Source organism: Photobacterium pectinilyticum, assembly GCF_024357955.1.
Lineage (GTDB): Bacteria > Pseudomonadota > Gammaproteobacteria > Enterobacterales > Vibrionaceae > Photobacterium > Photobacterium pectinilyticum.
Genome location: NZ_JANEYT010000010.1, coordinates 1 through 26,866 on the forward strand (window position 1 = coordinate 1; position 26,866 = coordinate 26,866).

The 26,866-nt window shown below is 47.9% G+C and carries 20 protein-coding genes and 1 pseudogene; 10 read left to right on the forward strand and 11 right to left on the reverse strand.

Annotated features, from left to right (window positions below):
- Positions 1-67: 67 nt before the first annotated feature.
- The 4 genes and pseudogenes from NHN17_RS06340 to NHN17_RS06355 all read right to left on the reverse strand — a co-directional run.
- Positions 68-847, reverse strand: a pseudogene (locus NHN17_RS06340) (IS1182 family transposase); the annotation flags it as partial.
- Positions 848-1,082: 235 nt separating this feature from the next.
- Entirely contained in the window at positions 1,083-2,903 is a 1,821-nt protein-coding gene (locus NHN17_RS06345; RefSeq protein ID WP_255041305.1) for a metallophosphoesterase, read from the reverse strand.
- Between the two features lie 503 nt (positions 2,904-3,406).
- The gene (locus NHN17_RS06350) at positions 3,407-3,736 is read right to left on the reverse strand and encodes a DMT family transporter (RefSeq protein ID WP_255041307.1); all 330 of its coding nucleotides are present in this window, start codon (positions 3,734-3,736) and stop codon (positions 3,407-3,409) included.
- A gap of 30 nt (positions 3,737-3,766) precedes the next feature.
- Positions 3,767-4,681 (reverse strand): LysR substrate-binding domain-containing protein, encoded by a 915-nt coding sequence (locus NHN17_RS06355; RefSeq protein ID WP_255041308.1) that lies wholly within the window; start codon positions 4,679-4,681, stop codon positions 3,767-3,769.
- Between the two features lie 257 nt (positions 4,682-4,938).
- Here NHN17_RS06355 and NHN17_RS06360 point away from each other — a divergent pair, with 257 nt between their 5' ends.
- The 4 genes from NHN17_RS06360 to NHN17_RS06375 all read left to right on the forward strand — a co-directional run bounded on the left by NHN17_RS06360 (position 4,939) and on the right by NHN17_RS06375 (position 9,646).
- Positions 4,939-5,949 carry a putative 2-aminoethylphosphonate ABC transporter substrate-binding protein gene (locus NHN17_RS06360; protein WP_255041309.1) on the forward strand — a complete coding sequence of 337 codons (1,011 nt, stop codon included), beginning with the start codon at positions 4,939-4,941 and terminating at the stop codon, positions 5,947-5,949.
- A gap of 107 nt (positions 5,950-6,056) precedes the next feature.
- Positions 6,057-7,118, forward strand: a complete 1,062-nt coding sequence (locus NHN17_RS06365) for a putative 2-aminoethylphosphonate ABC transporter ATP-binding protein (protein ID WP_255041310.1) — start codon at positions 6,057-6,059, stop codon at positions 7,116-7,118.
- Positions 7,115-8,863, forward strand: a complete 1,749-nt coding sequence (locus tag NHN17_RS06370; RefSeq protein ID WP_255041312.1) for a putative 2-aminoethylphosphonate ABC transporter permease subunit — start codon at positions 7,115-7,117, stop codon at positions 8,861-8,863. The genes NHN17_RS06365 and NHN17_RS06370 overlap by 4 nt, the downstream gene beginning before the upstream one ends.
- A 99-nt stretch (positions 8,864-8,962) precedes the next feature.
- Positions 8,963-9,646 carry an HAD family hydrolase gene (locus NHN17_RS06375; RefSeq protein WP_255041314.1) on the forward strand — a complete coding sequence of 228 codons (684 nt, stop codon included), beginning with the start codon at positions 8,963-8,965 and terminating at the stop codon, positions 9,644-9,646.
- Between the two features lie 177 nt (positions 9,647-9,823).
- Here the strand turns inward: NHN17_RS06375 and NHN17_RS06380 are convergent, their stop codons facing one another.
- A complete protein-coding gene (locus NHN17_RS06380) occupies positions 9,824-10,585 on the reverse strand; it encodes a YciK family oxidoreductase (protein WP_255041316.1) in 762 nt (253 codons plus the stop codon).
- Between the two features lie 257 nt (positions 10,586-10,842).
- Between NHN17_RS06380 and sohB the strand changes: the two genes are divergently transcribed.
- Together sohB and NHN17_RS06390 are read left to right on the forward strand one after the other, a co-directional pair.
- The gene (gene sohB / locus NHN17_RS06385) at positions 10,843-11,904 is read left to right on the forward strand and encodes a protease SohB (RefSeq protein ID WP_255041318.1); all 1,062 of its coding nucleotides are present in this window, start codon (positions 10,843-10,845) and stop codon (positions 11,902-11,904) included.
- Between the two features lie 26 nt (positions 11,905-11,930).
- Positions 11,931-12,347: a DUF805 domain-containing protein gene (locus tag NHN17_RS06390; RefSeq protein ID WP_255041319.1), complete on the forward strand. Its 417-nt coding sequence runs from the start codon at positions 11,931-11,933 to the stop codon at positions 12,345-12,347.
- Positions 12,348-12,427: 80 nt separating this feature from the next.
- Here NHN17_RS06390 and NHN17_RS06395 read toward each other — a convergent pair whose 3' ends face one another.
- Positions 12,428-12,676 carry a YciN family protein gene (locus tag NHN17_RS06395; RefSeq protein ID WP_255041321.1) on the reverse strand — a complete coding sequence of 83 codons (249 nt, stop codon included), beginning with the start codon at positions 12,674-12,676 and terminating at the stop codon, positions 12,428-12,430.
- 691 nt (positions 12,677-13,367) lie between these two features.
- Here NHN17_RS06395 and topA point away from each other — a divergent pair.
- A complete protein-coding gene (gene topA, locus NHN17_RS06400; protein WP_255041323.1) occupies positions 13,368-16,013 on the forward strand; it encodes a type I DNA topoisomerase in 2,646 nt (881 codons plus the stop codon).
- A gap of 71 nt (positions 16,014-16,084) precedes the next feature.
- Here topA and miaE read toward each other — a convergent pair whose 3' ends face one another.
- Together miaE and NHN17_RS06410 are read right to left on the reverse strand one after the other, a co-directional pair.
- Positions 16,085-16,873, reverse strand: coding sequence for a tRNA isopentenyl-2-thiomethyl-A-37 hydroxylase MiaE (miaE, locus tag NHN17_RS06405; RefSeq protein WP_255041325.1), 789 nt, complete (start codon positions 16,871-16,873; stop codon positions 16,085-16,087).
- Between the two features lie 150 nt (positions 16,874-17,023).
- Positions 17,024-17,785, reverse strand: coding sequence for a DNA repair protein (locus NHN17_RS06410; RefSeq protein ID WP_255041327.1), 762 nt, complete (start codon positions 17,783-17,785; stop codon positions 17,024-17,026).
- A 306-nt stretch (positions 17,786-18,091) separates the two neighbouring features.
- On the opposite strand from NHN17_RS06410, the gene cysB reads away from it, so the two are divergent.
- Entirely contained in the window at positions 18,092-19,066 is a 975-nt protein-coding gene (gene cysB / locus NHN17_RS06415) for an HTH-type transcriptional regulator CysB (protein ID WP_255041330.1), read from the forward strand.
- A 130-nt stretch (positions 19,067-19,196) separates the two neighbouring features.
- Positions 19,197-20,384, forward strand: coding sequence for a methyltransferase (locus NHN17_RS06420; protein ID WP_255041331.1), 1,188 nt, complete (start codon positions 19,197-19,199; stop codon positions 20,382-20,384).
- A 189-nt stretch (positions 20,385-20,573) separates the two neighbouring features.
- Here NHN17_RS06420 and NHN17_RS06425 read toward each other — a convergent pair whose 3' ends face one another.
- The 3 genes from NHN17_RS06425 to NHN17_RS06435 form a co-directional block, all read right to left on the reverse strand.
- The gene (locus NHN17_RS06425) at positions 20,574-22,550 is read right to left on the reverse strand and encodes a putative bifunctional diguanylate cyclase/phosphodiesterase (protein WP_255041333.1); all 1,977 of its coding nucleotides are present in this window, start codon (positions 22,548-22,550) and stop codon (positions 20,574-20,576) included.
- 184 nt (positions 22,551-22,734) lie between these two features.
- Positions 22,735-23,652, reverse strand: coding sequence for a DUF3943 domain-containing protein (locus NHN17_RS06430; RefSeq protein WP_255041334.1), 918 nt, complete (start codon positions 23,650-23,652; stop codon positions 22,735-22,737).
- A 247-nt stretch (positions 23,653-23,899) separates the two neighbouring features.
- A complete protein-coding gene (locus tag NHN17_RS06435) occupies positions 23,900-25,120 on the reverse strand; it encodes an aromatic amino acid transport family protein (protein WP_255041335.1) in 1,221 nt (406 codons plus the stop codon).
- Between the two features lie 470 nt (positions 25,121-25,590).
- Here NHN17_RS06435 and NHN17_RS06440 point away from each other — a divergent pair, with 470 nt between their 5' ends.
- A complete protein-coding gene (locus NHN17_RS06440) occupies positions 25,591-26,808 on the forward strand; it encodes a CinA family nicotinamide mononucleotide deamidase-related protein (RefSeq protein WP_255041337.1) in 1,218 nt (405 codons plus the stop codon).
- Positions 26,809-26,866: the final 58 nt, after the last annotated feature.

Consider the following 26,866-nt stretch of genomic DNA (forward strand, 5'->3'; position numbering starts at 1 on the left):
AAACCTGCCTCGATAGCCCTTATTGCCTTGAACCTAGTGTCGATGGCGGCTTTACCACCACCTCCGGGTCCAGCCGCTTGATATAAGGCTGGGAGTCATTGACGTTACCTGCGGTCGCATAGGTATCGACGATAATCCCATGCATGCCATCGACGGTGCGGTGGTCAAGGTAAAAGAACCCTTGCGGCTTGTTATCCCGCGTCATAAAGCCGCTTTCAGAATCAGTCGTGCTCACTTTGGTATTTTTGAGCTTAGGCTCTGATTTTCGCTCAGCTAAAGGTTTTTTCCCTTCGGCTTCCCGCTCCTTGGCCACATCTTCGTTGAGCATCTCAAGGTAGGCACTGGTGCGGACAGCTTGCTGTTCATTGGTAAATTTCTTCTTGTTAGCATTGGCTTTGAGGTGGGTGCTGTCAGTGAATAATTCATTCCCGGCGACAAGCCCTTTATCCATGGCCTGGAGTACGATATTGGTAAAGATGCGTTCAAAAATATCCGTACCGTTGAAGCGGCGGATGCGGTTTTGGCTGAGCGTCGAGGCATGGATAACTTTCTCTGTCAGTGACATGCGAAGGAACCACCGATAGGCCACATTGACCTCGATTTCTTTGACTAGCTGACGCTCGCTCTTGATGCCAAAGATGTAGCCCAGCAGGATGATTTTAAACAAGCGGACGGGGTCAACAGGAGGTCGGCCATTGTCTTGGCAATATAGGTGAGCGACTTCGTCTCTAATAAATTCGAAATCTATAACTTGGTCAATTTTACGCACGAGATGATGCTTCGGAACCAGCTGTTCCATTGTGACCATTTCGAGTTCGTACTGTTGGGGTAAGGGTTCTTTTAACATGTCGAGATATCCATATTTCGATACCTCTATTAGATCAAAGGCCTAGCTTAAAAGCCAGGCCTTTGTCATCAATCTGAAGCAGCCTATGGCTGCTTTTTTGTTCGTCGCTTACCAGAATTAAGGGTCGTCTATGAGCTAATCACTCATAGCTGGAGGTAAATGGCCCATATAGGGCCATTATTAAAGGCGTGATACGTTTATTTTATAGGGAAAAGGATGAAATTTGGTATTTAGCCTAAGCTTCGGTTGCTGCTGCAATCCCACCGAGAACCACTTCAAACTCACCTTGCTCGAGTCCCTCAAGGGTAAACTTAGCATGAACACCACTATCATCATGCCAGTTAGATGCAGAATCTTGTGGATTCAGCACTAAGTAGTACTCAACGCCGTACTCTAAGTTGGTGTTGTTCGTGTGCAAAGGGACGCCTTCAAAGCGTTGACGGGTACCCACAAATTGGGTGTCAGAAAGTATGCTTTGTGCGAATACGCGGTCGCCTTCGTTACCTTCACTATTTACTTTAGATACTCGAATATAATACATCTGAGGGGCTGTAATATGGCCGCGTACATTATTAAACCACAGCCTTGCCACACCGTCGCTCGCTGTAAGATTGATATTGTGCTCGAATGGGAACTTGGTGTTTTTGAAAACATCCAGGCGTGCCTGATTATATTTATCTAGTTCAACGGTTTGTTGTAGCCCCTCGTTACGATACTGAAATGTCCACGCCTCACCTAATAGTGCGCCAGCGGAGCGGAACGATAATGGAGACAACTCGTTGTCACTATAGTCTGCATCAGGACGACCAACATCAACCATAAAATAAGGGTCTGCAGCCATTGCAATACGGTCGAACTCAACGCGGTCTTCGTATATCTCAACCAAGAGTAAAGACCAGATTGGATGATAGTTGTAACCACGAAGATGATCATCTTTGTGGATACCCCCTGAGCCGTCAAGCCAGTTATAAGTGGATGGGGATGCACAATTTACATGGGTAAATGTATCTTGGAAGATGGAGCGATCATCGGTCAGTGGGTAGTGTGAGTGACCAGAGAAGTGAATGACTTCAGGGTGCTTACTCAAAATGTCTCTGATTATGCTGTTTCCGCCATTCCAAGCGCCACCGCAGACGCCACCTGGCAATGGGTGGTGTGCTTGGACGATAATTGGCTCGCCGTTATAATCTGCTGAGTTTTTAATGTCCTGCAACGCTTGCTCGACAAAGCTGTTCTGAGCCTCATGCGTATTGCTGAGGTTTGAGTCATAGCCAATCACATGAATATTCTTAACCATTGTATGATAGAAGCCACCATTTTCACTTTCATCCTCAATAGGGAACCATGATTTAGGGTAGTTATTAACCATATCCATTGTGTAAGCATCATGATTTCCTCGAGCCAAGAGCACTTGTGTATCGATCATGCCAACACGATTCATGTTTTGCTCAAATACGTTGCGAAGCAGTGAGTGGGTCCAACCGGTTGTCTTGTCATTATCGGCAATTAAATCACCCGCATTGATGATTAAGTCTGGGTTAGGCATATAGTGTTGCAGTACGTCAAAATGGGAGTTCCAGCCAGTAACGACGCCAGGCTCATAAAGATTACGAAACTCAGTATCCGACATCGCTATCATACGAAAAAGCGGCTCTTCCTCTGTTTTGACGAGGTAATTATGAACAACCATCTCGCTCTCTTCTTCATCACGGAATGCGCGAGCACAGATAGTTTTTGATTCGGTAAGGGTAATCCCTTCTGCAGGATTATAAAGCTTGTCGCTACGACTTGGCTCAAAACGATCTAGGGTGTAACGAATCTCGACATTCTCAGGTACATCTTCAAAGTAAATTGTTTGCGCACCAATGTAGCGACCGCTTAGCTGTTTTACTTTAGGGGTAAGTAACGGAGTGTTGTCGCCGGTGTCACCGTCATCATTGTCGCTTGAGCTACTTCCGCAACCAACTAATGTTGTAGCACTGGCTCCCAATATGATCGCGCCACTTGCTGTGCGAAAAAAATTACGTCGGGAATTATTGAAGTTTTTATTTTTCATCGAAAAGCCTGATTAAATAAGCAGAATAAATAACAAGCGCATCAAATAAACGTTTGTCGCTTGCGATTATATTAATCACTATTGTTTACAATTTAGAGTTTTTGCCTCTCAGTGTTTGTATACATTTGGTTAAGAAAAACTAATGCTCAGGCTGTCATAACTCTTTTATGTATAAGAAAAAGAGTACGTATTACTATTTTATAATCAGATGGTTTTCTTTGCTTGTGTGTTAATACTTGGCTGTTACTGGTTGTTGTTATTGTAGTTTTAGTCTCCGTAATCACGCGAGTGAGAAGTATGGGCTGTGATATAGGTACCGAGATACGTGATTAAGGAAAGGAGGTCAACGTAGACGAAAACGGTGATTAAAAAGCAATCGAAATAATTAATTGCTAGCGTACAAGGATGTCAATTTTTAACCGTCAAGTTTAAGTGTGGAATATTTATCACGGCTTTTATCAGTGAGCCTGACATTATTATTAAAACATCAGGCTTGAAAGTGTTTAATGGCTCACACTGCTAGAAAAGGCATTAATAATTACCGTCCCCACTAAAATAAAGCTAATACCGATTATTGCTGGTATGTCGAGCCGTTGGTCGTAGACGCGCCAAGCGATACCGGCGATCAGGACGATTCCAGCCCCGCACCAGATGGCATAGGCAATGCCGATAGGCATAAACTTGACGACTTGGGCCAGGCAAGAAAATGCCAGTGCGTAGAAGCCAAGACAAAGCAGCGTGGGCAGAGGCTTGGTAAAACCAGCGGTTTTTGCCAGGGCACTGGTCGCTGCAACTTCGGCGATAATAGCAACAGCCAAAAATAAGTAGTGCATATCATTTTCTCCTGCACATTGAATAAAGATTTAGCGCTGCAGCGCATCGATTAGTGCTTTTTCAGGTTGTAGCGCCAAAAAGCGTTGTTGTAGCCAACCAGTAAACAGGGTGACTTTCGGTGGTGCATGGTTGCGCTCATATTGCAGATAGTGACAATCAGTGGATGAAATAGTGCTGTCATTAAATACAACGATGCGTTTGTTCTGCAGCAGCGGCAAGGCATTGAGTGAGCGACAAAGCATTATACCCGCTCCTTGTGCCGCGAGTTCCAAACCCATCATAGTACTATCTACTTCGTATTGTTGTAATGGCGGGGAGCTAGAAAGTGTGTTGCTGCTTAGCCATTCATGCCAGCCTTCGGTGTAGCCACGTACATAAATCCCTGGTAATTGCTCTAAAGCGCATTGCGTCAGTTCTTCGTTGTGTTGCGCTTTAAATTCAGGGCTGCATACCGCTATCCAATACTCTTTGCAAAGTAGCTCAGAATGAAGCTCTTTGCTGGGTTGCCCGTTAACGATTTCGATATCGACTTTGGTTTGGTTGGCTTGTAATTGTGGCCAATCTTCAGTGTGTAACTTCACCTGGATAAATGGATAGCGTTGGCAGAAGTCTTGCAGTTGTGGTAACAGCCAGTAGTAGCAGAATGAAGTATTAACCTTCACCGTAAGCTGTTGAGGTTCATTACGGTGGGTTAGCGCTTTGGTCTGGTGACTGATCGCGCGTAGCGACTGGTGAACAGTAGGGTAGTACTGTTGACCACGAATAGAGAGTTTTAGCCGACGGTTTTCACGGTTAAACAATGCAAACCCCAAATATTGCTCAAGAGCCTTAATATGCTGACTGATCGCAGCTTGAGTGACGTGCAATTCTTGCGCAGCCTTGGTAATTGACTGGTGGCGAGCACAAGCTTCGAATGCAACCAGAGATTTTAGCGGGGGCAACATAGTAACAACACTCCAGAGAATAAACTGTCAGCACAGTAAGAAGAGTAAGTGTCATAAATATGACCGAATGATGAAGATAGTTTTACTTAAGTGTGTGACATGTCGATGACTCGATATTTAAGCCTAGCTTAACTAAAAAGGTCGAAATAATCATTTTACTGTCACTTTGCCTTAATTATTGATGGTTAACTTATGCATCAACTTAATTGCTTCCTAGGTTGATGGTGGCAATGAAATATTTATTTCTGGAGATTGTCATGAAAAAGATTTTGCTAGCTTCAATGGTTGCCGCGACATTTAGTGCCGCTGCATTTGCTCAAGAAGAACTGACTGTTTATACCGCTTTTGAAATTGAGCAGATCCGTGCACTGGAAACGGCATTCAATGCTGAGTACCCAGATATCAAGCTGAACTTCATGCGTGATTCGACCAGCGTTGTGACTGCCCGTTTGTTGGCAGAAAAAAACAACCCTCAGGCAGATGTTATTTGGGGGTTGGCAGCAACGTCCATGATGGTGCTTGATAAAGACGAATTGCTGGCTCCTTATGCGCCACAAGGTCTGGAAAAGCTGGACGAGAAATTCCGTGATAGCCGTGAAGTACCGCACTGGATTGGTATGGACGCATGGATTGCTGGTGTTTGTTTTAACACGATAGAAGCAGAAAAACATGGTCTAGAGATGCCACAAACTTGGGCTGATCTGACTAAGCCAGAGTACAAAGGTCACATTGTAATGCCTAACCCGGCTTCTTCTGGTACGGGGTTCCTTGATGTTTCAGGTTGGCTGCAGCAGTTCGGTGAAGAAAAGGGCTGGGAATTCATGGAAGGCCTTCATGACAATATCGCTCGCTACACGCACTCAGGATCTGCGCCATGTAATTTGGCAGCAACTGGCGAAGCAACAATGGGGATCTCGTTTGCATTCCGCGGTGCGACGTTGAAACAACAAGGCGCGCCAATTGAGATGATTTTCCCAACCGAAGGCGTGGGCTGGGATATGGAAGCAGCAGCGATTGTTGATGGTACGCCAAAAGTGGCGGCCGCACAGAAGTTGATTGATTTTGCAGCTTCTGCAGAAGCTAACCGTCAGTACAACAAGTTCTACCCAGTTATTGCTAAGCCGCATCTAGCAGAAGCGGTTGCGTTTTACCCTGATAACGCCACTGAGATCATGATTGAGAATGACTTTGCTTGGGCATCTGACAACTACGAGCGAATTATCGGCGAGTGGGTTAAGCGCTTCGATGGGAAGTCTGACGCCAAATAAACCTTAAATTCCATGAAACAATTTCAAGGCCGCTGTTTTTGATGGCGGTCTACTCTGTGTCCGACTGTAGGGTCGGATGCAGTATTTAAAGAGAGTTTAATACCGAAATGACTAGTAGTTACCTGCATATTGACCGTCTAATAAAACGCTTTGACGACTTCACCGCCCTTAAAGGGATCTCTCTAGATATCAAAGAGGGTGAGTTTGTTTGTTTCCTCGGCCCATCAGGGTGTGGCAAAACCACCTTACTGCGCGCAATTGCTGGTTTGGAATTACCAAGTGAAGGCCAAATCGTGCAAAACGGTCGGGACGTGACAGTGCTGCCTCCTGAGCAGCGTGATTTCGGTATTGTATTCCAGTCTTATGCCTTATTTCCAAACCTGACCGTGGCCGACAATATAGCCTTTGGCTTAATTAACCGTGGCATGAAAAAAAACCATGCAATGGAAAAAGTGCGCGAATGGCTTTGCCTTGTCGACCTTGACGGCTATGAAGACAAATTCCCGGCCCAGTTGTCAGGCGGTCAACAACAGCGTGTTGCTCTGGCGCGTGCCTTGGCGCTTTCTCCCGGTCTACTGTTGCTTGATGAGCCGTTATCAGCACTGGATGCCAAAGTACGTATCCACCTGCGCCACGAAATTTGCCAGTTGCAGCGTAAGCTAGGGATCACCACCATAATGGTGACCCATGATCAGGAAGAAGCCTTGACGATGGCTGACCGTATTGTGGTGATGAACCACGGCGTGGTTGAGCAAGTTGGCACCCCGGAAGAGATATACAACAACCCGGCGTCTGAGTTTGTTGCTCAGTTTGTCGGAACCATGAACTTCCTGCCAGCAAATGTGGTCGATGGCGACCAACTTAAGATCGAGGGGATTACTGTACCTTCTCCACAGGATGTTAAAGGCCGTCATGCAACACTGGCATTGCGCCCAGAGCAAATCCGTATAGGTAAGCCGTCTGAGCCAGGATTAGGTGCGACAGTAAAGACGATAGAATTTATGGGCTCTTTCGTGCGTCTAGAGTGTCAACTGCGTGATAACTCATCGTTATTACAGGTTGATATATCGGCAGAACGGGCCAAGCAAGGCTTGCCTGCGCGAGGCGAAATGTGCACGTTGAGTTGGGATGTCGTAAATAGTCAGGTATTTGAGGGGGAAGTAGCATGAGTGTCGAAAGTGTCATAAGTGTTGAGTCCGACCTAATTACACCGACATCCACGCCTCTGTTTGAGCGGGTTAAAGGGATTTTTAACCGCATGAGTACTGACCAATGGGTGATGGGGGGCGTGTTGATATTGGCAGCCTTACTGATGATCATTGGTCTTATCGCCCCGTTAGGTGCGATGTTTGTCAAAAGTGTGCAGGATCGCAGTGGTGAGTACATTGGTTTTGCGAACTACGTAAACTATTTGAATAATCCGGCGCTGACCCAGTCTATTTATAACACCTTATTTATCGGCATCGTGGTTTCGGCGGTTGTTGGACTGCTGGCGTTTTGCTACGCCTATGCGTTGACTCGGACCTGTATGCCGGCGAAACGTTTGTTCAAGTTAGTCGGTAGCTTGCCGATATTGGCTCCGTCACTGTTGCCGGCCATCTCCCTGGTTTACCTGTTCGGTAATCAGGGGATCTGGAAGTCGTGGCTGATGGGCAGCAGCATATATGGTCCTATCGGGATAGTGCTTGGCTTGGTTTTCTGGTGTTTTCCGCATGCGTTGTTGATCATGAGTACTGGGTTGTCTACTGCTGATGCCCGCCTGTATGAAGCGGCAAGAGTGATGCGCACCTCACCGATCCGCACCTTCTTTACCATTACTTTACCGGGCGCGAAATACGGTTTGATGAGTGCCATGGTGGTGATTTTCACTTTGGTGGTATGTGATTTTGGTGTAGCTAAAGTGATTGGTGGACAATACAACGTCTTAGCGACCGATATTTACAAGCAGGTGATTGGCCAGCATAACTTTGCTATGGGGGCGGTAACCTCGGTGGTTCTGCTGTTACCTGCACTGTTATCTTTTGCTCTTGAAACGCGTATTCGTAAAAAGCAGCAGAGCATGATGAGTGCCAACTCAGTGATCTACCAGCCAACGCCAAATAAAGTCCGAGATAGAGGTGCATTTGTGTTCTGCCTGATTGTTGCTACCGCCATTATGGTAGTGATCGGGATGGCGTTTTATGGCTCTCTGATTAGTTTTTGGCCTTACAACAAGGCGTTGACTTTGGGTAACTATGATTTCGGCCGGTTTATTAGCTATGGTTGGGCGCCGTTCTACAACTCAGTGAAAATGGCTCTGCTGGTGGCTTTGATTGGTACCTTGTTTACTTTTTTGGTCGCATACTGTGTCGAAAAAGGACGTGAAATGCGGTCGGTGCGTAGTGCTCTACACCTTATGGCAATGATGCCGATGGCGGTACCAGGTATGGTACTGGGGTTGGGGTATATTTTCTTCTTCAACTCGCCGACTAATCCAATGAACAATTTATACGGCACCATGACTATTTTGGTGGTGTGTACCGTCGTTCACCTTTATACAGTCGGTCATATGACCGCACTAACAGCGTTGCGACAGATCCCAGCGGAAATCGAAGCGGTGGCGGCTTCACTAAAAATCCCGCAGTACAAGGCATTCTTGAAGATCTCTATTCCGGTCGGTCTACCTGCTCTGCTAGATATAGGTAGCTACCTGTTTGTTAATGCGATGACTACCACTTCTGGAGTGATATTCCTGTACACCACAGATAATGTACTGGCGTCGATTGCTGTGATGCACCTCGATGAGATGGGGTATACTGCGGCCGCAGCAGCCATGGCGGTGATGATCATGCTGACTTCAGCTATCGCTCGATTGATCCATGGCGCCTTTAGCCATCTGCTACTTAAGCGCACCCAGCGCTGGCGTACACGCTAAACACTCCCCCCGTTAGCGTATTGTATCAATGCGCTAATAACCCTCTAATTTTAGATACCGAGGCAGGTAAAATAGCTGCCTCCGGTTAGGTATACCCTTATGAATATGAAAACCCCTGAAGCGGCGACGGAGCTTGTTGTCTTTGATATGGACGAAACCTTAATCGGCAACGATCTCACGGTATTGTGGCATGCCTTTGTGGTTAGTGAGCTGGGATTGGCTGATGACCGCTTTTTGGCTCAGGACAAGCAGATGATGGATCTTTATTATCAAGGGAAAATGGATCTCGATGCTTACATGGCATTTAGTCTGTCACCGCTGATGTCACTGACGGCTGAGCAGGTTGATGCGTTGGCTGACCGTTATGTGAGTGAACAGGCTGCGCAGTACATTTTCCCGCAAGCCAAAACCTTGTTGGCGGATCTACGAACGCGAAATGTTACCTGCATGATTATTTCAGCGAGTGCGTCGTTTTTAGTCAAGGCGATGGGGCGTTATCTAGGTATTCCATATGCAGAAGGTGTCGATCTTGTTGTTGATAATGGTTATTACACTGGAAAAATTGATGGCATTCCGAGTTATCAACACGGTAAGGTCATTCGCCTGCAACGCTGGTTAGAAGCGAATGACGGTAGTTATACTCCGATCCATTTCTATTCCGATTCAATAAACGATCTGCCACTGTTGCTCGAAGTGGATTACCCTGTGGTTGTTAATGGTTGTCCCAAGTTACAGTCCGAAGCGATAACACGAGGATGGCCTCAGCTTAGATGGCAGCTCTAAAATGTAGGCTAAAGTATGAGTGCTTACACGGCTTTGATTAATGGCTTACTAGCAATGCTTCACGCCAGCTAAGTTTCCTATTGGGTTCGTGTCTATCACCTGAGGTAACGGCATGAATATGGTGTGGGGTTAGCAAGCTCCAGGTAGGAGCTTGCTGTTATTAGTCGCAATGGATAATTAACTTGCGGCGCCCGGTTTGCGCTTGGGCTGAGCATCAATACACTGGCCGTTGACGTCTTTGCTTTCAGGGCCCATTAGGTAGAGGTACAGCGGCATGATTTGCTCTGGCGTTTTCAACAATGACGGGTCTTCTGCCGGGAAGGCTTTGGCACGCATACCGGTACGAGTACCGCCCGGGTTAATAGCATTGACGCGCACAGCGGTATTGGCCATTTCGTCGGCCAAAATCTGCATCATTCCTTCAGTGGCGAACTTAGACATCGAATAGGCACCCCAGAAGGAGCGGCCCTGATGGCCAACGGTCGATGAGGTGAATACAATGCGGCCGTCTTCGGCTTTCTTGACCAGTGGCATAATGGCTTGGGTCAACAGGAACTGGGCTTTGACGTTGACCTGCATGACATCATCAAAAGAATCTTCACCAAGCTGATCGAATGGGCTGAGCACGCCCAGCAGGGAGGCATTGTGCAACACACCGTCCAAGCGGCCGAACTGGCCCTCGATCGTTTCGGCCATATCGAGATAGTTCTGCTTGGTGGCCCCCATCATGTCCATTGGGATGATCGCGGGTTGCGGATAGCCTTGCGATTCGATTTCATCGTAAACGGCTTCTAATTTGGCTACGGTGCGTCCGAGCAAGATAACGGTTGCACCGTGGGCAGCATAGCTGATGGCAGCTTGGCGGCCTATTCCATCACCCGCTCCGGTTACCAGAATAACTCTATCTTTCAGTGAGTTTTCAGCGACTTGATAATCCACTGTGTACTTCCTTATTGGTTTTTTCGTCAGCTCATTGTATACCCAAATTATTCTCGCTTAAACGCACATATACCCAAGTTACCTCAAGGTGCAGGATTCAGAGGGTTGTCAGTGCATTCAATCCAAGAAGAAGGTTTACAGTAATGATGCTCCCTTTCAAAAAGTGTCTATATTGCAGCTGTTTGGCTATATTGCGATAGCGGTATGGGTGACAACTTGGTTACAATGGTTGAATGCCAATAAATGAGGACTCGACATTGGATTTTTTGTTTGATTATGGATTGTTCCTAGCCAAGATTGCCACAGTGGTTGTCGCATTCATCGCGATTCTGGTGGTGGCTAAAAGTGTGAAAGGCCATCATAGTAGCCAGAAAGGTGAGCTAGAGGTTACTGATCTGACTGAGCAGTACAAGCACACGGTGCATCAACTGGAGTCTCACTTATTTGATAAGCCGTTGCTCAAAGCTCGCGACAAGGCTGAAAAGAAAGCAGATAAAGAAAAGCACAAGGCAAGGCAGAATGAAGTGAAGAAAGCGGCCAAAGAAGGCGACTTGTCGCACTCACGTGAACCTCGCCTGTTCGTTTTGGATTTCCATGGCAGCATTGATGCCCGCGAAGTGACCTCACTACGCGAAGAGGTTACCGCTATTCTGGCTGTGGCAATGGAAGGCGATGAAGTCTTGCTGCGCCTGGAGACCGGCGGCGGTATGGTACATGGTTACGGCCTTGCTTCTTCTCAGCTTGATCGTCTAAAAGCTGCCGGGATTAAACTTACTATTTCTGTCGATAAAGTCGCTGCCAGCGGTGGCTATATGATGGCGTGTATTGCCGACAAAATTATCTCGGCACCGTTTGCGATTGTTGGTTCTATCGGGGTGATAGCCCAGCTACCAAACTTCAATAAAATATTGAAGAAGAACGATATTGAATTTGAGCAGATCACCGCAGGCGAGTTCAAGCGTACCTTGACAATGTTTGGAGAAAACACGGATAAAGCGCGCGAAAAGTTCCAGAGCGAGATTGAAGAGACCCATGGGCTGTTCAAAGCATTCGTGTCTGAGCACCGCCCTGCGCTAGATTTGGCTAAAGTGGCCACCGGGGAACACTGGTTCGGTAAGCAGGCATTTGAGCTGGGCTTGGTGGACGAGATTGGCACTAGCGATGACTACATCAGCCTATCGTGTAAAGATCGCGAAGTGCTGCAGGTTCGTTATGTTCAGCGCAAGAAACTGGCTGAAAAACTGGCTGGTGCAACAGGCGACGCCGCTGATAATGTATTGCTGAAATGGATCAGCCGTGGTCAGCGTCCAATTGTTTAAACGTCCAATTGTATAAAGAGGTTACGATGGGTCAAAAGTGGGCCTTGTTTTCATTTCAGGGACGGATGCGTCGTCGGGATTATTGGTTGTATAGCATTCCCGTGCTGCTGGTATCGCTGCCGGTGTTTCTCTATACCACACCGGAGAACGCGGATAATCCGCTGCTTAATATTCTGTCGATTATTGTCTTGGTCTTTGTGTTCTGGGCCTCAGCGGCGTTGAATGTAAAGCGTCTACATGATCGCAATAAAAGCGCGTGGTGGATCATTCTGACCTTCTTGCCGTTGATAGGGCCGATCTTTGTGATTGTTGAACTGGGTATCTTAGATGGCACTATAGGTGATAATCAGTTTGGTGCCGACCCTAAGGGCCGCGGTGCTCCGCCGTCGGGGCCGGACAACGAGTCCAAGGATGACAAAGATACGATGACCATTGATATGTAATCGTTTTACATCACTAGAAATGTTGTATTGCTAAAATAAATCAGCCCCGTTTGACGGGGCTGATTTTTTGTTTTGGACCATTACTTGCCGAGGGTGAATTTCGGCGAAAGCTGGTGGGCAAGGTATTTGAACATATTGAATACTGCCGTGGTCTTTTCTGTCGGCAGACCGTTGTCATCGAGGAAATACTCGCCTTTGAAAATCAATACTCCGGCACGCTCTTCAACGGAGTCGGCGCGCATACCGTCAATGTAGGCTTCATGATCTTGGATTAGCTGGTTGGCAATCATCAGCAGCTCATCATTTGCAATGGATTCTTTGGTGCTCATTGTGTCTCTCTCATCTCATAGCAGTTCGCCGGTTTGAGTCTCCGGCCAAGGTGGCTAAGTGTATTTGAGTTGATTCGGGATGACAAATTTTGCAGGCTATATCGGATGCCATTTTCGTGGTGTTATTGATTTTTCGCGGTGACTGGCTATATCTTGAAAGAAAGGCCGTGATGGTTTTTGTGCGCTTAAAGGGTAAATTTGTAGGGTATAAAGATTAGGCATTAACCTTATGAATTGCCGAAAAATTGTGAGCGATGGCAAAAAATAGTGGTTTTTTATAGTCAAACCGGTGCTGAGGTGGTAATGATTAGCGCCCATTGTGGTAGATGTTTTTCAGTCTTACGGCATAAATGAGAGGAATATCGCGTGGCAACCGAACTTGTCGGCACGTTTTTTTCCTATTCATTTAGTGGTGTAACTATCTGTTAACAAGTGGGGAAGGGACAACCAAACGGTCTCGTTTTGTTAAAAAGCAGTTGACCTTCTCCGATTGTAGCCCAATATGTAAATACCAATCACATTACGTAACTAGTTATCCGGAGCTGTCCTCAACCGGTTGGATTTCGCGATTTAAATAGTTACTTAATCAGTTTGGTGTACCAGCGTTGCCGTGCTAGCTCTAGTTTTTTTAGCGTGCAACTAGTTGTTTTAATTTTAAGTTTTGTGAGCACGAGGACGTAATAGAATTATTATGGGTAAATCACTCGTTATTGTGGAGTCCCCAGCCAAGGCGAAGACGATCAATAAGTACTTGGGTAAGGACTTTGTGGTTAAGTCAAGCGTCGGTCACGTTCGTGATTTGCCGACTGGTGCTCGTAGCACCGGTAAGAAAGCGGCGGCTACTTCAACCAAGGGCTTGAGCGCCGAAGAAAAAGCGCGCATCAAAAAAGAAAAAGACCGCAAATCGCTGATCAATAAAATGGGCGTGGACCCATACAATGACTGGGAGGCTCAATATGAAGTGCTTCCTGGTAAGGAAAAAGTGGTCAACGAACTACAGAAGCTAGCGGAAGATGCTGACTTTGTTTATCTCGCAACCGATTTGGACCGCGAAGGAGAAGCTATTGCGTGGCACCTTCGTGAGATCATCGGCGGCGATGATGCACGTTACAAGCGAGTGGTTTTTAACGAAATCACCAAAAATGCTATCCAGCAGGCTTTTGAGCAGCCGGGTGAGCTGAACATGGATGGTGTGAATGCCCAGCAGGCACGCCGATTCCTCGATCGTGTGGTCGGCTTTATGGTTTCCCCTCTGTTGTGGAAGAAAGTCGCACGTGGTCTTTCTGCGGGCCGCGTACAGTCGGTTGCGGTTAAGCTGATTGTTGAGCGTGAACGCGAAATCAAAGCGTTCGACCCTGAAGAATACTGGGATATGCATGCCAACACCCAAACAGCAGGCAACGATGCACTGCGTTTGATGGTGGCACAACAGGCAGGCAAGGCATTCCGTCCGGAAAACGAAGCTGACACCATGGCGGCAAAATCGCTGCTGGAGAAGGCTGCCTTTACGGTTAAAGACCGCGAAGACCGACCAACCAGCAGCAAGCCGTCAGCGCCGTACATCACTTCAACGTTGCAGCAGGCGGCCAGTACCCGTCTAGGCTACGGTGTTAAACGTACCATGGGCTTGGCCCAGCGCTTGTATGAAGCCGGTTACATTACCTATATGCGTACCGACTCGACCAACCTGTCTAAGGAAGCGGTTGAAGCGGCACGTGAGTTTATTGCTGGCGAGTACGGCGATAACTATTTACCGTCATCACCGAATGTCTACGGTAGCAAGGGTAATGCTCAGGAAGCGCACGAAGCGATCCGTCCTTCTAGTGTTGACGTGAAAGCGGAAAACCTTGAAGGCATGGAGCAAGATGCCATCAAGTTGTACGATTTGATCTGGCGCCAGTTCGTGTCCTGTCAGATGGTTCCGGCGAAGTACGACTCCACCACGATTACAGTGGAAGCGGGTGACTTTACCCTGAAAGCCAAGGGCCGTACCCTGCGCTTTGCGGGTTGGACACAAGTTCAGCGTCCGTCTGGTAAAAATGAAGATACGACGCTGCCAATGGTTCATGTGGGCGATACGCTCAAGGTTGAGTCGTTGGAGCCGAAACAGCACTTCACCAAGCCACCGGCACGCTTTACTGAAGCGGCATTGGTTAAAGAGTTAGAAAAACGAGGCATTGGCCGTCCTTCAACTTACGCATCGATCATCTCGACGATCCAAGATCGTGGTTATGTGCGTGTTGACCAACGCCGTTTCTATGCCGAGAAAATGGGTGAGATTGTTTCCGATCGCCTTGATCAAAGTTTTGCCGATTTGATGGATTACGACTTTACTGCCCGTATGGAAGGTAATCTCGACAAAATCGCCGAAGGTGATGCGAGTTGGAAATCAGTACTCGATAAATTTTTCAGCGACTTCACTGGTGAGCTTGAGAAAGCTGAGCTGGATGAAACTGAAGGCGGCATGAAGCCGAACAATATCGTACTGACCGATATCAAGTGTCCGACCTGTGAACGCCCGATGGGGATCCGTACCGCGTCGACTGGTGTATTCCTTGGCTGTTCAGGGTATGCACTACCGCCTAAGGAACGTTGTAAGACAACGATCAACCTGGGTGATGAAGACGGTATCATCAACGTGTTGGAAGAGGACGTTGAAACGGCCGCCCTGCGTGCCAAGAAGCGTTGTCCGAAATGTAGCACGGCGATGGATGCCTACCTGATTGATGCCGAGCGCAAGTTGCATGTGTGCGGTAACAACCCAAGCTGTGATGGCTATGTGGTTGAGAAAGGTGAGTTCCAGCTAAAAGGCTACGACGGTCCGGTTATCGAATGTGACAAGTGTGGCTCTGATATGGAGCTAAAGAACGGTCGCTTTGGTAAGTACATGGGCTGTACCAGTGAAACCTGTAAGAACACCCGCAAGATTCTGAAGAACGGCGAGATTGCGCCACCGAAGGAAGATCCGGTACATCTACCAGAGCTACCTTGTTCACAGGATCCAGACGCTTACTTTGTATTGCGTGATGGTGCTTCCGGTCTGTTTATGGCGGCAAGTACTTTCCCTAAATCGCGCGAGACACGTGCGCCGTTGGTAGAAGAGTTGGTTCGCTTCAAAGACCGTCTGTCGCCGAAGTTCACGTATTTGGCTGATGCACCGACAGAAGATCCGGATGGTCGCCCGACAGTGGTTCGCTTTAGCCGTAAGACTAAGGAAAACTACATTCGCTCGGAAGTTGATGGTAAACCATCAGGCTGGACGGGGCTGTTCATTGACGGTAAGTGGGAAATTACCGACAAGCGTAAAAAGCCGAAGAAAGAAAAGGCTGATGAATAACAGATAAAAAAACCGCCGAAAGGCGGTTTTTTGTTTTTCTGGCTAGAGGCCATCGCCTTATACCAATCGCCTTAAGCGGTAGCGAAAGCCGGCACACCACTGTGGAAGCGGAAGGTATCATCAGGGGTGTTGATGAGCAGAGCTTCTCGGGCGCCAATGGTACGGATGCGCTCGCTGATATCTTCACCGGCGATTTGCTCGGCCAGTTTAAGGTAATCTTGGTAATGGCGGGCTTCGGAGCGTAGCAGGGAAATATAGAATTTCTTCAATTCATCATCGAGGAAAGGGGCAAGCTTGGCAAATCGCTCGCACGATCGTGCTTCGATATAGGCACCGATGATCAGCTTGTCAATTAAGGTACTCGGCTCATGGGTACGAACAATCTTCATCAGCCCTTTGGCATAACGTCCCGCATGCAGGTTGGAGTAGGGGATCCCCCGGCTTTTCATGATCTCCAGTACCTGCTCGAAGTGATGGAACTCTTCTTTGATCAGGCGAACCATCTTGTCGATCAGCTCTTCGCCGTGGGCAAAACCGGCTTTGGGTGTCAGTTCGGCAGCAAGGCCGTTTTTTTTGCCGTGGAAGCTACGGGCATCCCGTTCGATGCCATAGACGAACTCTTCATAAGGCTTGGCCCAGGCAAGCAACGCCTTGCCGCTTTCTGCGTCAATGGCATATTTGCGGATCAGAAACATGGCGGTTTGGCTGGCTTTTAGCTCGCAGTTACAATGGTCAACCAACAGCGCCGTCAGGTTTTCTGGTTTTTTGGCTTCGGTGATCCAGGCGTCAGGCGTATCGCATTGCAGGAACTGTTTGATCGGCTCAAGCAAGGTATCGATCATGTACTGGGTTGTATTCATGGGCTAGGTTTGTTGAGTCTTATTGTTTATTTTTGCCCAGTATACCAATGCTCGTGGGTAAAGTGAGTGGTAATGGCAGAAAAAACAAAGGCCACCGTATGGTGACCTTGGAAGAGGAGACAGAACTATATACAGGGGCCTGATAAGCGCTTACCATTTCCGCTTCGGCTGGAACAGCACATCGAGCTCGTCTTGATCTTTTTCTAGCATCTGCTGGCGCTGTTGTTCATTGGTCATATTCTGGCTGCTATCAATGTCTTTGAGCATTTTATGAAGTTTTTCACGGGCCTGGTTTGCATAGTCATCATTTTTGCTGGCCAAGACATCAATCCCTTTTTTCAGCAACTGCTTTGCCGTACCCAATTGCCTTTTGACACAGGCTTCATTAGCTCGCTTGATCACGTTCTCAATGTTGATTCTGAGCTGGATACCTTCCAGGCGGGCATTCTCGGTTACAAAGGCCTGAGTGGGCATACGCCCTTTGCTGTGCTCGCTTTTGACAACGTTTTTTAGGCGTTTAACAAGCTGCAGCATGCCGAGCGCTTGCTTGTCGGTGCTTGGGACTTTGAAGCTTGCTACATCAGCTTGCGAATAATTGGCTTGAAGTTGGTTGATCTGCTCGGCGACATTACTAATACGTTGAGGCAGTGACTTATCTGTTGGATCCGTTGCCTTCATTGTTTCCAATGAGAACAGTACTCGTTTGTTGAGACAAACCAACAGTTCTTTGCTGTAAGGAAGGTGATGGGCGTTACTGATCAATTCTTCAGTTGCATCAATAATCGCGATGAATTTGGCTAATTCCTGCTGCTTCGCGCTTTCCAGTTTTTGTCGGTACTGAATAATGATGTTGTAACCAACAATCAAGATCAGCAACAGGCTTACCAGGCCAATAATTAGAGGCATGCTCATGGGGTAGTGGACCATCCGTGCTTACATGAAGCCCTATAAGATACACCATATCGATAATGGGTCATAGCCGCGAGAGCGGTTTCTATCACATCCCTGCCGTGTCGGAGTATGAAAATGCTACCAATGAGCTGCTTAAGTGGCATTTTGTGGTAAAAGTCGCTTAACTGTCGGAAATTAGACACCTAAGACTGGGAAACTAGGTCTATAAGTTATATAACATTATGTTATAAAGCCCTGCAGAAAACAGCTTAGGGAAACACCCTGAGGCAGGATAAAGATGATAATGGACTATCACTAGGCGGAACCATGAAACTACAGCAATTAAGGTATATCGTCGAGGTCGTCAATCACAACCTGAATGTCTCTGCAACGGCAGAGAGCTTGTATACGTCTCAGCCCGGGATCAGTAAGCAAGTCAGGCTGCTTGAAGATGAGCTTGGTGTGCAGATTTTCGAGCGAAGTGGTAAGCACTTGACCCAGGTAACACCAGCCGGTGAGTCTATCGTTAAGATTGCACGGGATATATTGTCACGAGCTGAAAGTATCAAGTCGGTGGCGGGCGAGCATACTCATCCTGAAATGGGCACCCTGAATATTGCAACGACCCATACCCAAGCAAGATATGCACTCCCTCCAGTGATCCAGGGCTTTACTGCCCGCTATCCTAAAGTGACATTGCATATGCACCAAGGTACACCTAATCAGCTTGCTGATGCAGTGTCCAAGGGGACGACTGACTTTGCCATTGCCACTGAAGCATTGCACCTCTATCAAGATATGATCATGCTACCTTGTTATCATTGGAATCGTTCGATAGTCGTTAAAGCTGATCATCCTTTGGCGCAAAAATCAGAAATCACTATCCACGACTTGGCGGCTTATCCATTAGTCACCTATGTGTTTGGTTTTACGGGCCGCTCCGAGCTTGATAGTGCCTTTAATCGCTCAGGTCTCACCCCAAGAATCGTGTTTACGGCAACCGATGCTGATGTGATCAAGACTTATGTGCGCTTGGGCATTGGCGTTGGGGTGATCGCCAGCATGGCGATGGATCCGGCCACTGACAGTGATTTGGTCGCGATTGACGCCAGCCATATTTTTGAAGCGAGCACGACTAAGATCGGTTTCAAGAAGGGAACGTTCTTGCGCAGTTACATGTATGACTTTATCAAACGCTTTGCCCCCCATCTTACGCGCGAGGTGGTTGATCAGGCGGTAACGCTCAAAACCAATGCGGAAATCGAAGCGATGTTTGACAAAATACCGCTACCGGTTAAATGACCCTTCTCAGGCTGCCCCTTGGCAGCCTGTTTGTTTCTTGTCACATCAATCAAAATCAAGTATTAGCCCATTTGCTTTATTTGCGTTTACAATACCGATGATTTTTTTCTGATTAACTCAAGAGTACACCATGCACGCCCCGCGCTTTTCCCAACTCGATCGCTTACTGACGGATACCCGTGAATTGTGGCAGTTCATGCCCTTCTCCACTTCACAGGCGGAATGGGAGCAGCGTCACCCGGCACTGACACATTGGTTGCTTGGGTTGGATGAACCGCAATTGGCTAGCCTCCGGGAAAACCCCGATCAGCTGGCCACGGCATTGAGTCATTGGATTCCGCAGGCCGGAGCGATGCAGGCATTGTCAGCCTTAGACGCTTTGCCGCAGGTAAAGCGCATTACGCCTCGTGGTTTAGATACCGGTATTCCCGGTCGTAAGTGGCAGCAGCTGCAAGCTTTTAACGGTGTGCTGCCGGCATTGTCGTTACCATGGCTGGAGTGGTGTGCCGGGAAAGGTTTCCTTGGCCGAGTGCTAGCGGCAACCCACAAGACGCCGGTAACGAGTTTGGAATGGCAGCAGGCGTTGTGTGAAAGTGGCGAAACTGCCGCCCGTAAGTTGGCTTTACCGATGACATTTGTCCATGGTGATGCGTTTTCACCAGATAGCGGTAAATTTATTCTATCGCAGCAGCATGCAGTTGCTTTGCATGCATGTGGTGATCTTCATGTCTCGCTGTTGCAACGGGTTGCCGAACGTAAGGGACAAGCGGTGAGTGTTTCACCGTGCTGCTATCACCTGATCAGGGACAAGGTGTATCAGCCGATGTCTACCCTCGCGAAGCACAGCGGGTTAAGGCTCAGCAAGCACGATCTCCGTTTGCCTTTGCAGGAGACGGTAACGGCAGGTAATCGGGTACGCAACCTGCGTTTTGTGGAGGTGAGCTTCCGGCTGGGTTTTGACAGCCTGCAGCGCAGTGTGACCGGAGAGAATGTGTACTTGCCAGTGCCTAATGTTCAAAAGGCTTTGCTCAACGACGGTTTTGCGGCTTTCAGCCGATGGGCGGCGAAGCAAAAGGGATTGGCATTACCGGACAATATCGATTTTTCCCATTGGCAGCATGTCGGTGAGCAGCGGTTTGATTGGGTGGAGCGGCTAGAATTGTTGCGTCAGTTATTCCGTCGACCGTTGGAGATGTGGCTGGTTTATGACCGGGCCTGTTTTATGGAAGAGTCCGGCTATGATGTCACCGTTGGGACATTTTGCGATAAGCCGATCACTCCTCGCAATATTATGATTCATGCGCAGTTAAAGGATTAAAGTGAAATCAGCACCGAAGTTAATCTAGAAGCGTGTATTTATACCAACCTAGATAAATATTTGATCAACGACTTATCCAGATTGGTATTATCCAGGTTGGTGTTACATCTCAGGCTTAATATAAAGGCCAGTCATTTGCCGTGACTGGCCTTTTTTGTTTTCTTGCGCGAGTTATCCCTGAGAGAGTGATTAGACGATTTCGGGGCTGAGTTCCGGGATCTCGTTGAGCAGGGAGAAATTACGTTCCTCATGCTCGTGAGCGGGCAGCGGCCGGCCGAGATAATACCCTTGGCAGAAGTCGAAACCGCATTGCTGTAAATAGCGCAGTTGCGCCTTGGTTTCGACGCCTTCAGCCACGACTTTAAGCGCCAGCTTCTCACAGATAGCCTGAGTTGCTTCGATAATAGCCTGGCTCCCTTTGTGTTCACCCTGAACAAAGCTTTGATCAAGCTTGACGGTACTGATAGGCAGGTCCTGTAGCTGTGATAAGGATGAGTAACCGGTACCAAAATCGTCTAGGTAAAGTTCAAGGCCTAACGAGGCAAGATCATCGAGACACTGTTTTGCTTCATCGTACTCTTGCAGCATAGTGGACTCGGTGAGCTCAAGCGCAAGTTGTGATGATGGGATCTGGTATTGGTTCAGAAGCCCCTCGATGGTCGGTGCCAAGCTTGACTGCAGCTGGGCACGCGATAGGTTGACACTCATGATGAACGACTTGCCGTACTTTTTCTCCCACAGTGCAAGCTGCTTACAGGCCGTTTTTAGGATCCATTTACCTAGCGGTACGATCTGACCGGTTTCTTCAGCCAGTGGGATGAACTCGCCCGGGGAAACTTGTCCCAGCTCTTCATCATGCCAGCGGATCAGCGCTTCAAAGCCTTTGAGAGACTTCGAGTTCATGTCAACAATCGGTTGGTAGTAAAGCTCGAATGCTTCTGCTTCCAAGGCCAGCGTCAGGTGATGACGCAGCGTCATTTTTCGATATAGCGCATCGGCCATATCTGGTGAAAAGTGATGGCTGCGATTGCGGCCGCGTAATTTGGCGCGGTGCATCGCCATATCAGCTTGGGTCACTAAGGTTTCGATATCTTTTGCATCGGTTGGGTAATCCGATGTACCGATACTGCAACCAATCGACAGTTCCCCCACTTCCTTTAGGTGGAAGGGGCGGTTTAGGGCTTTGATAAGTTGCTTGGCAAACAGAGCCGAATTATCAATGTTTCGGTGTTCGGCTTGGACAATGAATTCATCGCCGCCAAAGCGTGCTAAAAGTCCTTTGAACTTAACTTCTTCTTGCAGACGAATAGCGATAGCGCGCAGCAACTTATCACCAATTGCATGGCCATAGGTGTCATTGACTAGCTTGAAGCCGTCGATATCGAGGAACAACAAGCTATAAGGATGCTGGCTGTGCTGGTTTTCGATAATGGCATTGGTGATGCCGCGGCGGTTTAGCAACCCGGTGAGGAAGTCATGCTCGGCATTGTATTTGGCTTTGTGAAGCTGCTCTTTTTCTTGGCTGATATTGATGAGGCTCAGTAACAGCTGATGTTTATCAGACAGCCACTTACCGTCGATGTTGAGCCAGTTGTGGCTTTTTCCGGTCCAGCATAGCCGCTTGGATTTCAATACCCCCTCAGATCTGGCGGTGGCTAGCCATTTTTCAGCTAATTGGGCATCACCGAGAAAGCTAGCAAGATCGTTAAGATCTTCTCCAAAAGAGTGGGTAAAAGAGTTGTTGGCGCTGATCAGGTGACCGTCTTCTTCAAACAGCAACGCGAGGTTAGAGCTGCCAGAGAAAGCCAGCTCACGGCGCAGGCTTGCTTCTTCAGCGATCACTTCAACGAGCATGACGGTCGAGCCGTCAGGACCTGGCATGCCCGAAAAGTAACATAATGCTTTTTTGATCATGTCATTGGGGGAGAAGTACCACCAAGTTTTGATTTTTTCACCTTGATGGAATCGGCTGAGATAGCCGTCCAGAATGGCATCGACAGCCTCTGACATGTCAAGGCTGAGATCACGAGCGGTAAGCTCACTGGTCGTTTCCGCTTCCCATAGGGAAAGGGAGGCAGCGTTGGCCCAAAGAATACGTTTTTGGTGAATATCGAAAATCCAAACAGGGGTCTGCAGGAACTCAAAGAGAGAAAAATTTTGGTTCATCACCAAGGCTTTGTTATCTATTGTGATAGTTGTCAGATGCTATAATAAAAACGGCGTTTTAAATACGCATATAGGATAAAATCGTGAGCTTTATTCATGAAAACTGAAATAAAACGTATAATATCTTGAAATTATGAAAAAACGCGATCGGTGAATCGCGCTTTTATTGCTACTATTACTGGCTTTATTGCAGAGCTAGTTTGACTTCTAAGCCAACGAAAACGGGATCATAGGCGGCACCTGCATCGAGTGCAAAGCTAGCCGCGTCGGCATTACCGAACCATGGTGTGTAAGTGAAGCTAACATCGGCATCGTCATGCCACCAGTCCGTTATCCAGTAGTGGATATGCCCAACAGGGTTGAGCAGGAACAGGCTGACATCCCCCATTGTTTGCGATCCCATGACCTTACCGCGGTTGGCGGTGATTTCCATTTCTGTCTGGAACATCCATTCCCCGACAGCGGCACCAAACAGTGGGGTGACGATAATATCTTGAATCGACGGCACCTCAGCGAAGGCTTCTACACCGTATTCCCAGAAGAATGTCGACATCGTCGCAGAGTACAGAAATGACTCCCATTCGTTAAACCCTGAATGTCGGGCTGCGGTGTAGTAAACACCACCGAAGTATGGGTGCATTATATAGTTAAGGTAGTGATCGTCCTTGTCCCAAACAGGGCCTTCTTTAACATTGTCCCACCATTTTTGTCCCAGACCTTTTAGGTTTGTATCCTCTGGGTCCCAGTTGGTAACACTTTCCGGTAGCAATGTCATGAGACCAACCGTTGCCACACTTAGCCCCAAAATGGTATATGACTGCTCAATCAGGTACTCCCAGTCTTTTTCCGGTGCGACGGACAAGTGCTTGGGTAGCGTATTGGTGGTTGGCTCGGTGCTAACCGGTTGCAGCGAAAAGCCTTGATCCATGGCTGTATACTGATCTTCGCTGGTGAAAGCAAGCTGTTGGCTAGGCTGAGAAGCATAGTTGTTCAGAAACGTTGACTGTTGGTATGAACCAACATTGGCATTCTCATTCCATGCGAATGCAGGGGTGCTGACGGCAATCCCCAGAACAAGTGGTGACAGAAGTGAAGTGCGCAAGATACGCTCCGCAATAGATCAAGGTGGATAGGATAAAAAAGTGCGGGAAGTATCACTGAAATGAAAAAAAATTCCTAGTATTCATTCACCATTACTAGGCAATTTTGTGCAAAATTTTTGTAAAGATTAGCAATTTTTATGAATGATTGTTGGTATTAACAACATTGTTCAAACTTTTGTAGTGTTAGTGATGCATTCGGTTGTAGGACGAGCGGCAAGACTCGCGTGCTTGCCGCTCAGGTTTTCGTTAGCCTACAGCAGGGATCACCCCTGCCATTTGCAGAAATTGGGCGGTGATGATCAGCACACCGGCACCCGTTGCGGCGAGCATCGCGGGTTTGCCGCCTGCGACTTGATAGCCAATGTTTTGCTGACCGCTGTTTTTTTCAAACTGCTTGCGCTGTGCACTTACCATGGCGACTGGCAGGAAAATAGCGAGGATAACCAGAGCGATAGCAGCAAAACCCAATGCCATGATAAAGCCCTGCGGGTAGAACAAAGCAAAGGCCAGCGGTGGAACGAATGTTATTGCCGCTGTCTGCAGTCGACCATACTTCTTATCATGCTGTTTGAAGCTATCGGCAACAAAGTCGAACAGGCCGAGGCTGACACCCAAGAATGAGGTTGCCAATGCCAAGTCAGCAAAAATAGAAACGGACTGGCTAACCATTGGGTTATGTAGCAATTCACTCAGCGAGCCAATAAATGAGCCAAGGCTGTTGCTTGCCATCAGATCGTGCTGACTGAGTACGCCCTGGCTTGTCAATTGCCAGAAAATGTAGATGACGAGTGGCAGGGAAGAGCCGATGATCATGACTTTCTTCAGCGCTTTGATATCCAACCCGATATAGCGAACGATGGATGGGATACTGCCGTGGAAGCCAAATGACGTGAAGATGACTGGCAAGGCTGAAATGATCAGACCTTTTTCTACCGGCATGTTGACCAGGTAGCCTCCTTCAACGTTTGGTGCCAGCAAGCCGAGCATGACGATCAGGGCAATGGTTTTTAGGGTAAACAGCACCCGGTTAACCATGTCTACCGAGTGGGTACCAATGGCGACGACACTGGCAATGCAGATCGTAAACATTACCGTGCTGGTTTGTGCTGAGATGTCCAAACCGATCCAGTTAGTCAACTTGTCATTGAGTTGGCCGCCCCCGCCTGCAATGTAGGCTGCGCACAGTGAGTACATCAGAAAACACACTGCAAAATTGGCTAAGTACTGACCTTTTTTGCCCAGCAAATCACGGGCCAATGAGTTAAGTGTCGCTTGGTGATCGGCATGCTGGTGAACTTCAAGCATCAAGAATGCGGTGTAGGTCATCAATGACCAGCTCGCAATCATAATTAAAGTCGCCGTGGTAAAGCCGAGCCCGGCAGAGGCCAGTGGAAGGGCGAGCATGCCAGCGCCAATGGTTGTACCGGCGATGATCAGCATACTGCCGAAAGTCTTGTTCATAGACATGGGGTCAATTGCTCCGAGTATTCAATGTGTTGGTGCTCGGGAGGTGGTGTTTGCACCTGTGGTTACTCCCTTTCTTTTTTAAAGAGGGCCACAATGGCAATGAAGTGTCAGTAATTGTTTACACTTTATGTAGCCACTGTGGCTATCGATAGAAAATGCTTGCTTGGTGATTATTCATGGTTTGATCCATTTTTTATAGTGATAAATGGTGGCTTTTACGTGTTTGCTAACGCTTGCTTCTGGTTGTGAACAATATAGGTATTGCATTTGACTGTCAACTTTTGTGTTTTTTGGTGTAAACTTAATCTTACACTTGTTGCGGATTGATATGTCATAGAGTGATGTCTGGTTGATGATGATTGATTAAGTAAAAAATAACGTGCTGAAATAGATAGAGATATGCTTGAATGTGCAGATAGAGACTTGGTATAGAAAAAGGGTGTCGCAGGTCGGCATAATGGGGAAAAGATATGCTGAAAGTAGCAATGATAAGTACGGGTGAAGAAGTCCTTCACGGAGACATTACCGACACTAATGCAGCGTGGATGTCGGCACTGTTCTTTCAGCGGGGGTTTCCCCTGTCTCGGCGGACGACAGTCGGCGATCAGCTCGATATGTTAGCCAAAGAAATTGAGCACTGTAGCCTAACTGCCGATGTGGTGATCGTTAACGGCGGTCTAGGGCCGACAACCGATGATCTGACTGCGCAGGCGGCAGCCGTAGCTGCCGACGTAGGGTTGGAGTTGGTTGATGAGTGGGTCGTGGCAATGGAAGAAAAATATGCTCAGCTCGGCCGTGTGATGCCCGAAACCAATCTTAAACAAGCGATGCTGCCGGAAGGCGCAGAAGTGTTGGATAACCCGGTAGGGACAGCCTGTGGGTTTGCGATGCAGATTAATCGGGCTTGGATTTTCTTCACGCCGGGTGTGCCAAGTGAATTCAAGAAAATGACCCATGAGCAAATATTGCCGCGCTTGGAAAGTAGCTATGCCAATGACAGTGCTCAAGAATGTATCCGCCTTTATACGTTTGGTCTATCGGAGTCAGGGATAGGGCAGTCACTGCAATCCATTTGTCTGCCGGACGGCTTCGAGCTCGGCTATCGTTCGGAGATCCCTTTTATAGAAGTGAAAGTCTTTTGTCCGCAAGGCCATCAGCAAACACCTGTTTTGGTCGAAGCAATTGCCAGTGAACTTGGGGACAACCTGGTCGGTCACAATCAGCCTTTGCTCGCGGCTGTTGGTGAACTTGTTGAAGGCAAAGGGCATAAAATCGCCATTGCTGAGCAGTATACCGGTGGCTTCCTGACCAGTTGGCTCTATGATGACGAACGCTTAGCTGGGTTTATTTCCCAATCTTGGATACTGGGGAGTGACAGTGTTATCGAAGGTGATGCAAAGGCACCCATTGAGGCCTCGTTGTCGATGGCTCAGGTCGCGCGGGATAAAAACCGGGCGGATATTGGGCTGGCAATAGGGGCTGAACAAGACGGGTACGTGGTCGTGGCGCTGGTGACACCCGAAGGGGAATGGGCGCAGCAAGTGGCGACTAAACGCCGTTATAGCTCACGTGATTATCGTTATGTACTGGCAACGTTAGGACTAGATATGCTTCGCCGCTGGTTGGAAGACAAACCGATTTTTGGTCATTCGGAGTCGCTTCAGCGTATCGCCCAGGTGGGGAATTAATATTAGGTATTCCGACATGGATATGGAGTAATACCAACCTACATAAATACTTGATCAA

Coding starts and splice junctions, on each gene's coding strand:
- NHN17_RS06350 (WP_255041307.1), bottom strand. CDS start 3,736: ATGCACTACTTATTTTTGGCTGTTGCTATTATCGCCGAAGTTGCAGCG.
- NHN17_RS06345 (WP_255041305.1), bottom strand. CDS start 2,903: ATGAAAAATAAAAACTTCAATAATTCCCGACGTAATTTTTTTCGCACA.
- NHN17_RS06420 (WP_255041331.1), top strand. CDS start 19,197: ATGCACGCCCCGCGCTTTTCCCAACTCGATCGCTTACTGACGGATACC.
- NHN17_RS06410 (WP_255041327.1), bottom strand. CDS start 17,785: ATGAGCATGCCTCTAATTATTGGCCTGGTAAGCCTGTTGCTGATCTTG.
- miaE (WP_255041325.1), bottom strand. CDS start 16,873: ATGAATACAACCCAGTACATGATCGATACCTTGCTTGAGCCGATCAAA.
- NHN17_RS06440 (WP_255041337.1), top strand. CDS start 25,591: ATGCTGAAAGTAGCAATGATAAGTACGGGTGAAGAAGTCCTTCACGGA.
- NHN17_RS06360 (WP_255041309.1), top strand. CDS start 4,939: ATGAAAAAGATTTTGCTAGCTTCAATGGTTGCCGCGACATTTAGTGCC.
- cysB (WP_255041330.1), top strand. CDS start 18,092: ATGAAACTACAGCAATTAAGGTATATCGTCGAGGTCGTCAATCACAAC.
- NHN17_RS06395 (WP_255041321.1), bottom strand. CDS start 12,676: ATGAGCACCAAAGAATCCATTGCAAATGATGAGCTGCTGATGATTGCC.
- NHN17_RS06435 (WP_255041335.1), bottom strand. CDS start 25,120: ATGTCTATGAACAAGACTTTCGGCAGTATGCTGATCATCGCCGGTACA.
- NHN17_RS06370 (WP_255041312.1), top strand. CDS start 7,115: ATGAGTGTCGAAAGTGTCATAAGTGTTGAGTCCGACCTAATTACACCG.
- NHN17_RS06355 (WP_255041308.1), bottom strand. CDS start 4,681: ATGTTGCCCCCGCTAAAATCTCTGGTTGCATTCGAAGCTTGTGCTCGC.
- NHN17_RS06425 (WP_255041333.1), bottom strand. CDS start 22,550: ATGAACCAAAATTTTTCTCTCTTTGAGTTCCTGCAGACCCCTGTTTGG.
- NHN17_RS06365 (WP_255041310.1), top strand. CDS start 6,057: ATGACTAGTAGTTACCTGCATATTGACCGTCTAATAAAACGCTTTGAC.
- NHN17_RS06390 (WP_255041319.1), top strand. CDS start 11,931: ATGGGTCAAAAGTGGGCCTTGTTTTCATTTCAGGGACGGATGCGTCGT.
- NHN17_RS06375 (WP_255041314.1), top strand. CDS start 8,963: ATGAATATGAAAACCCCTGAAGCGGCGACGGAGCTTGTTGTCTTTGAT.
- topA (WP_255041323.1), top strand. CDS start 13,368: ATGGGTAAATCACTCGTTATTGTGGAGTCCCCAGCCAAGGCGAAGACG.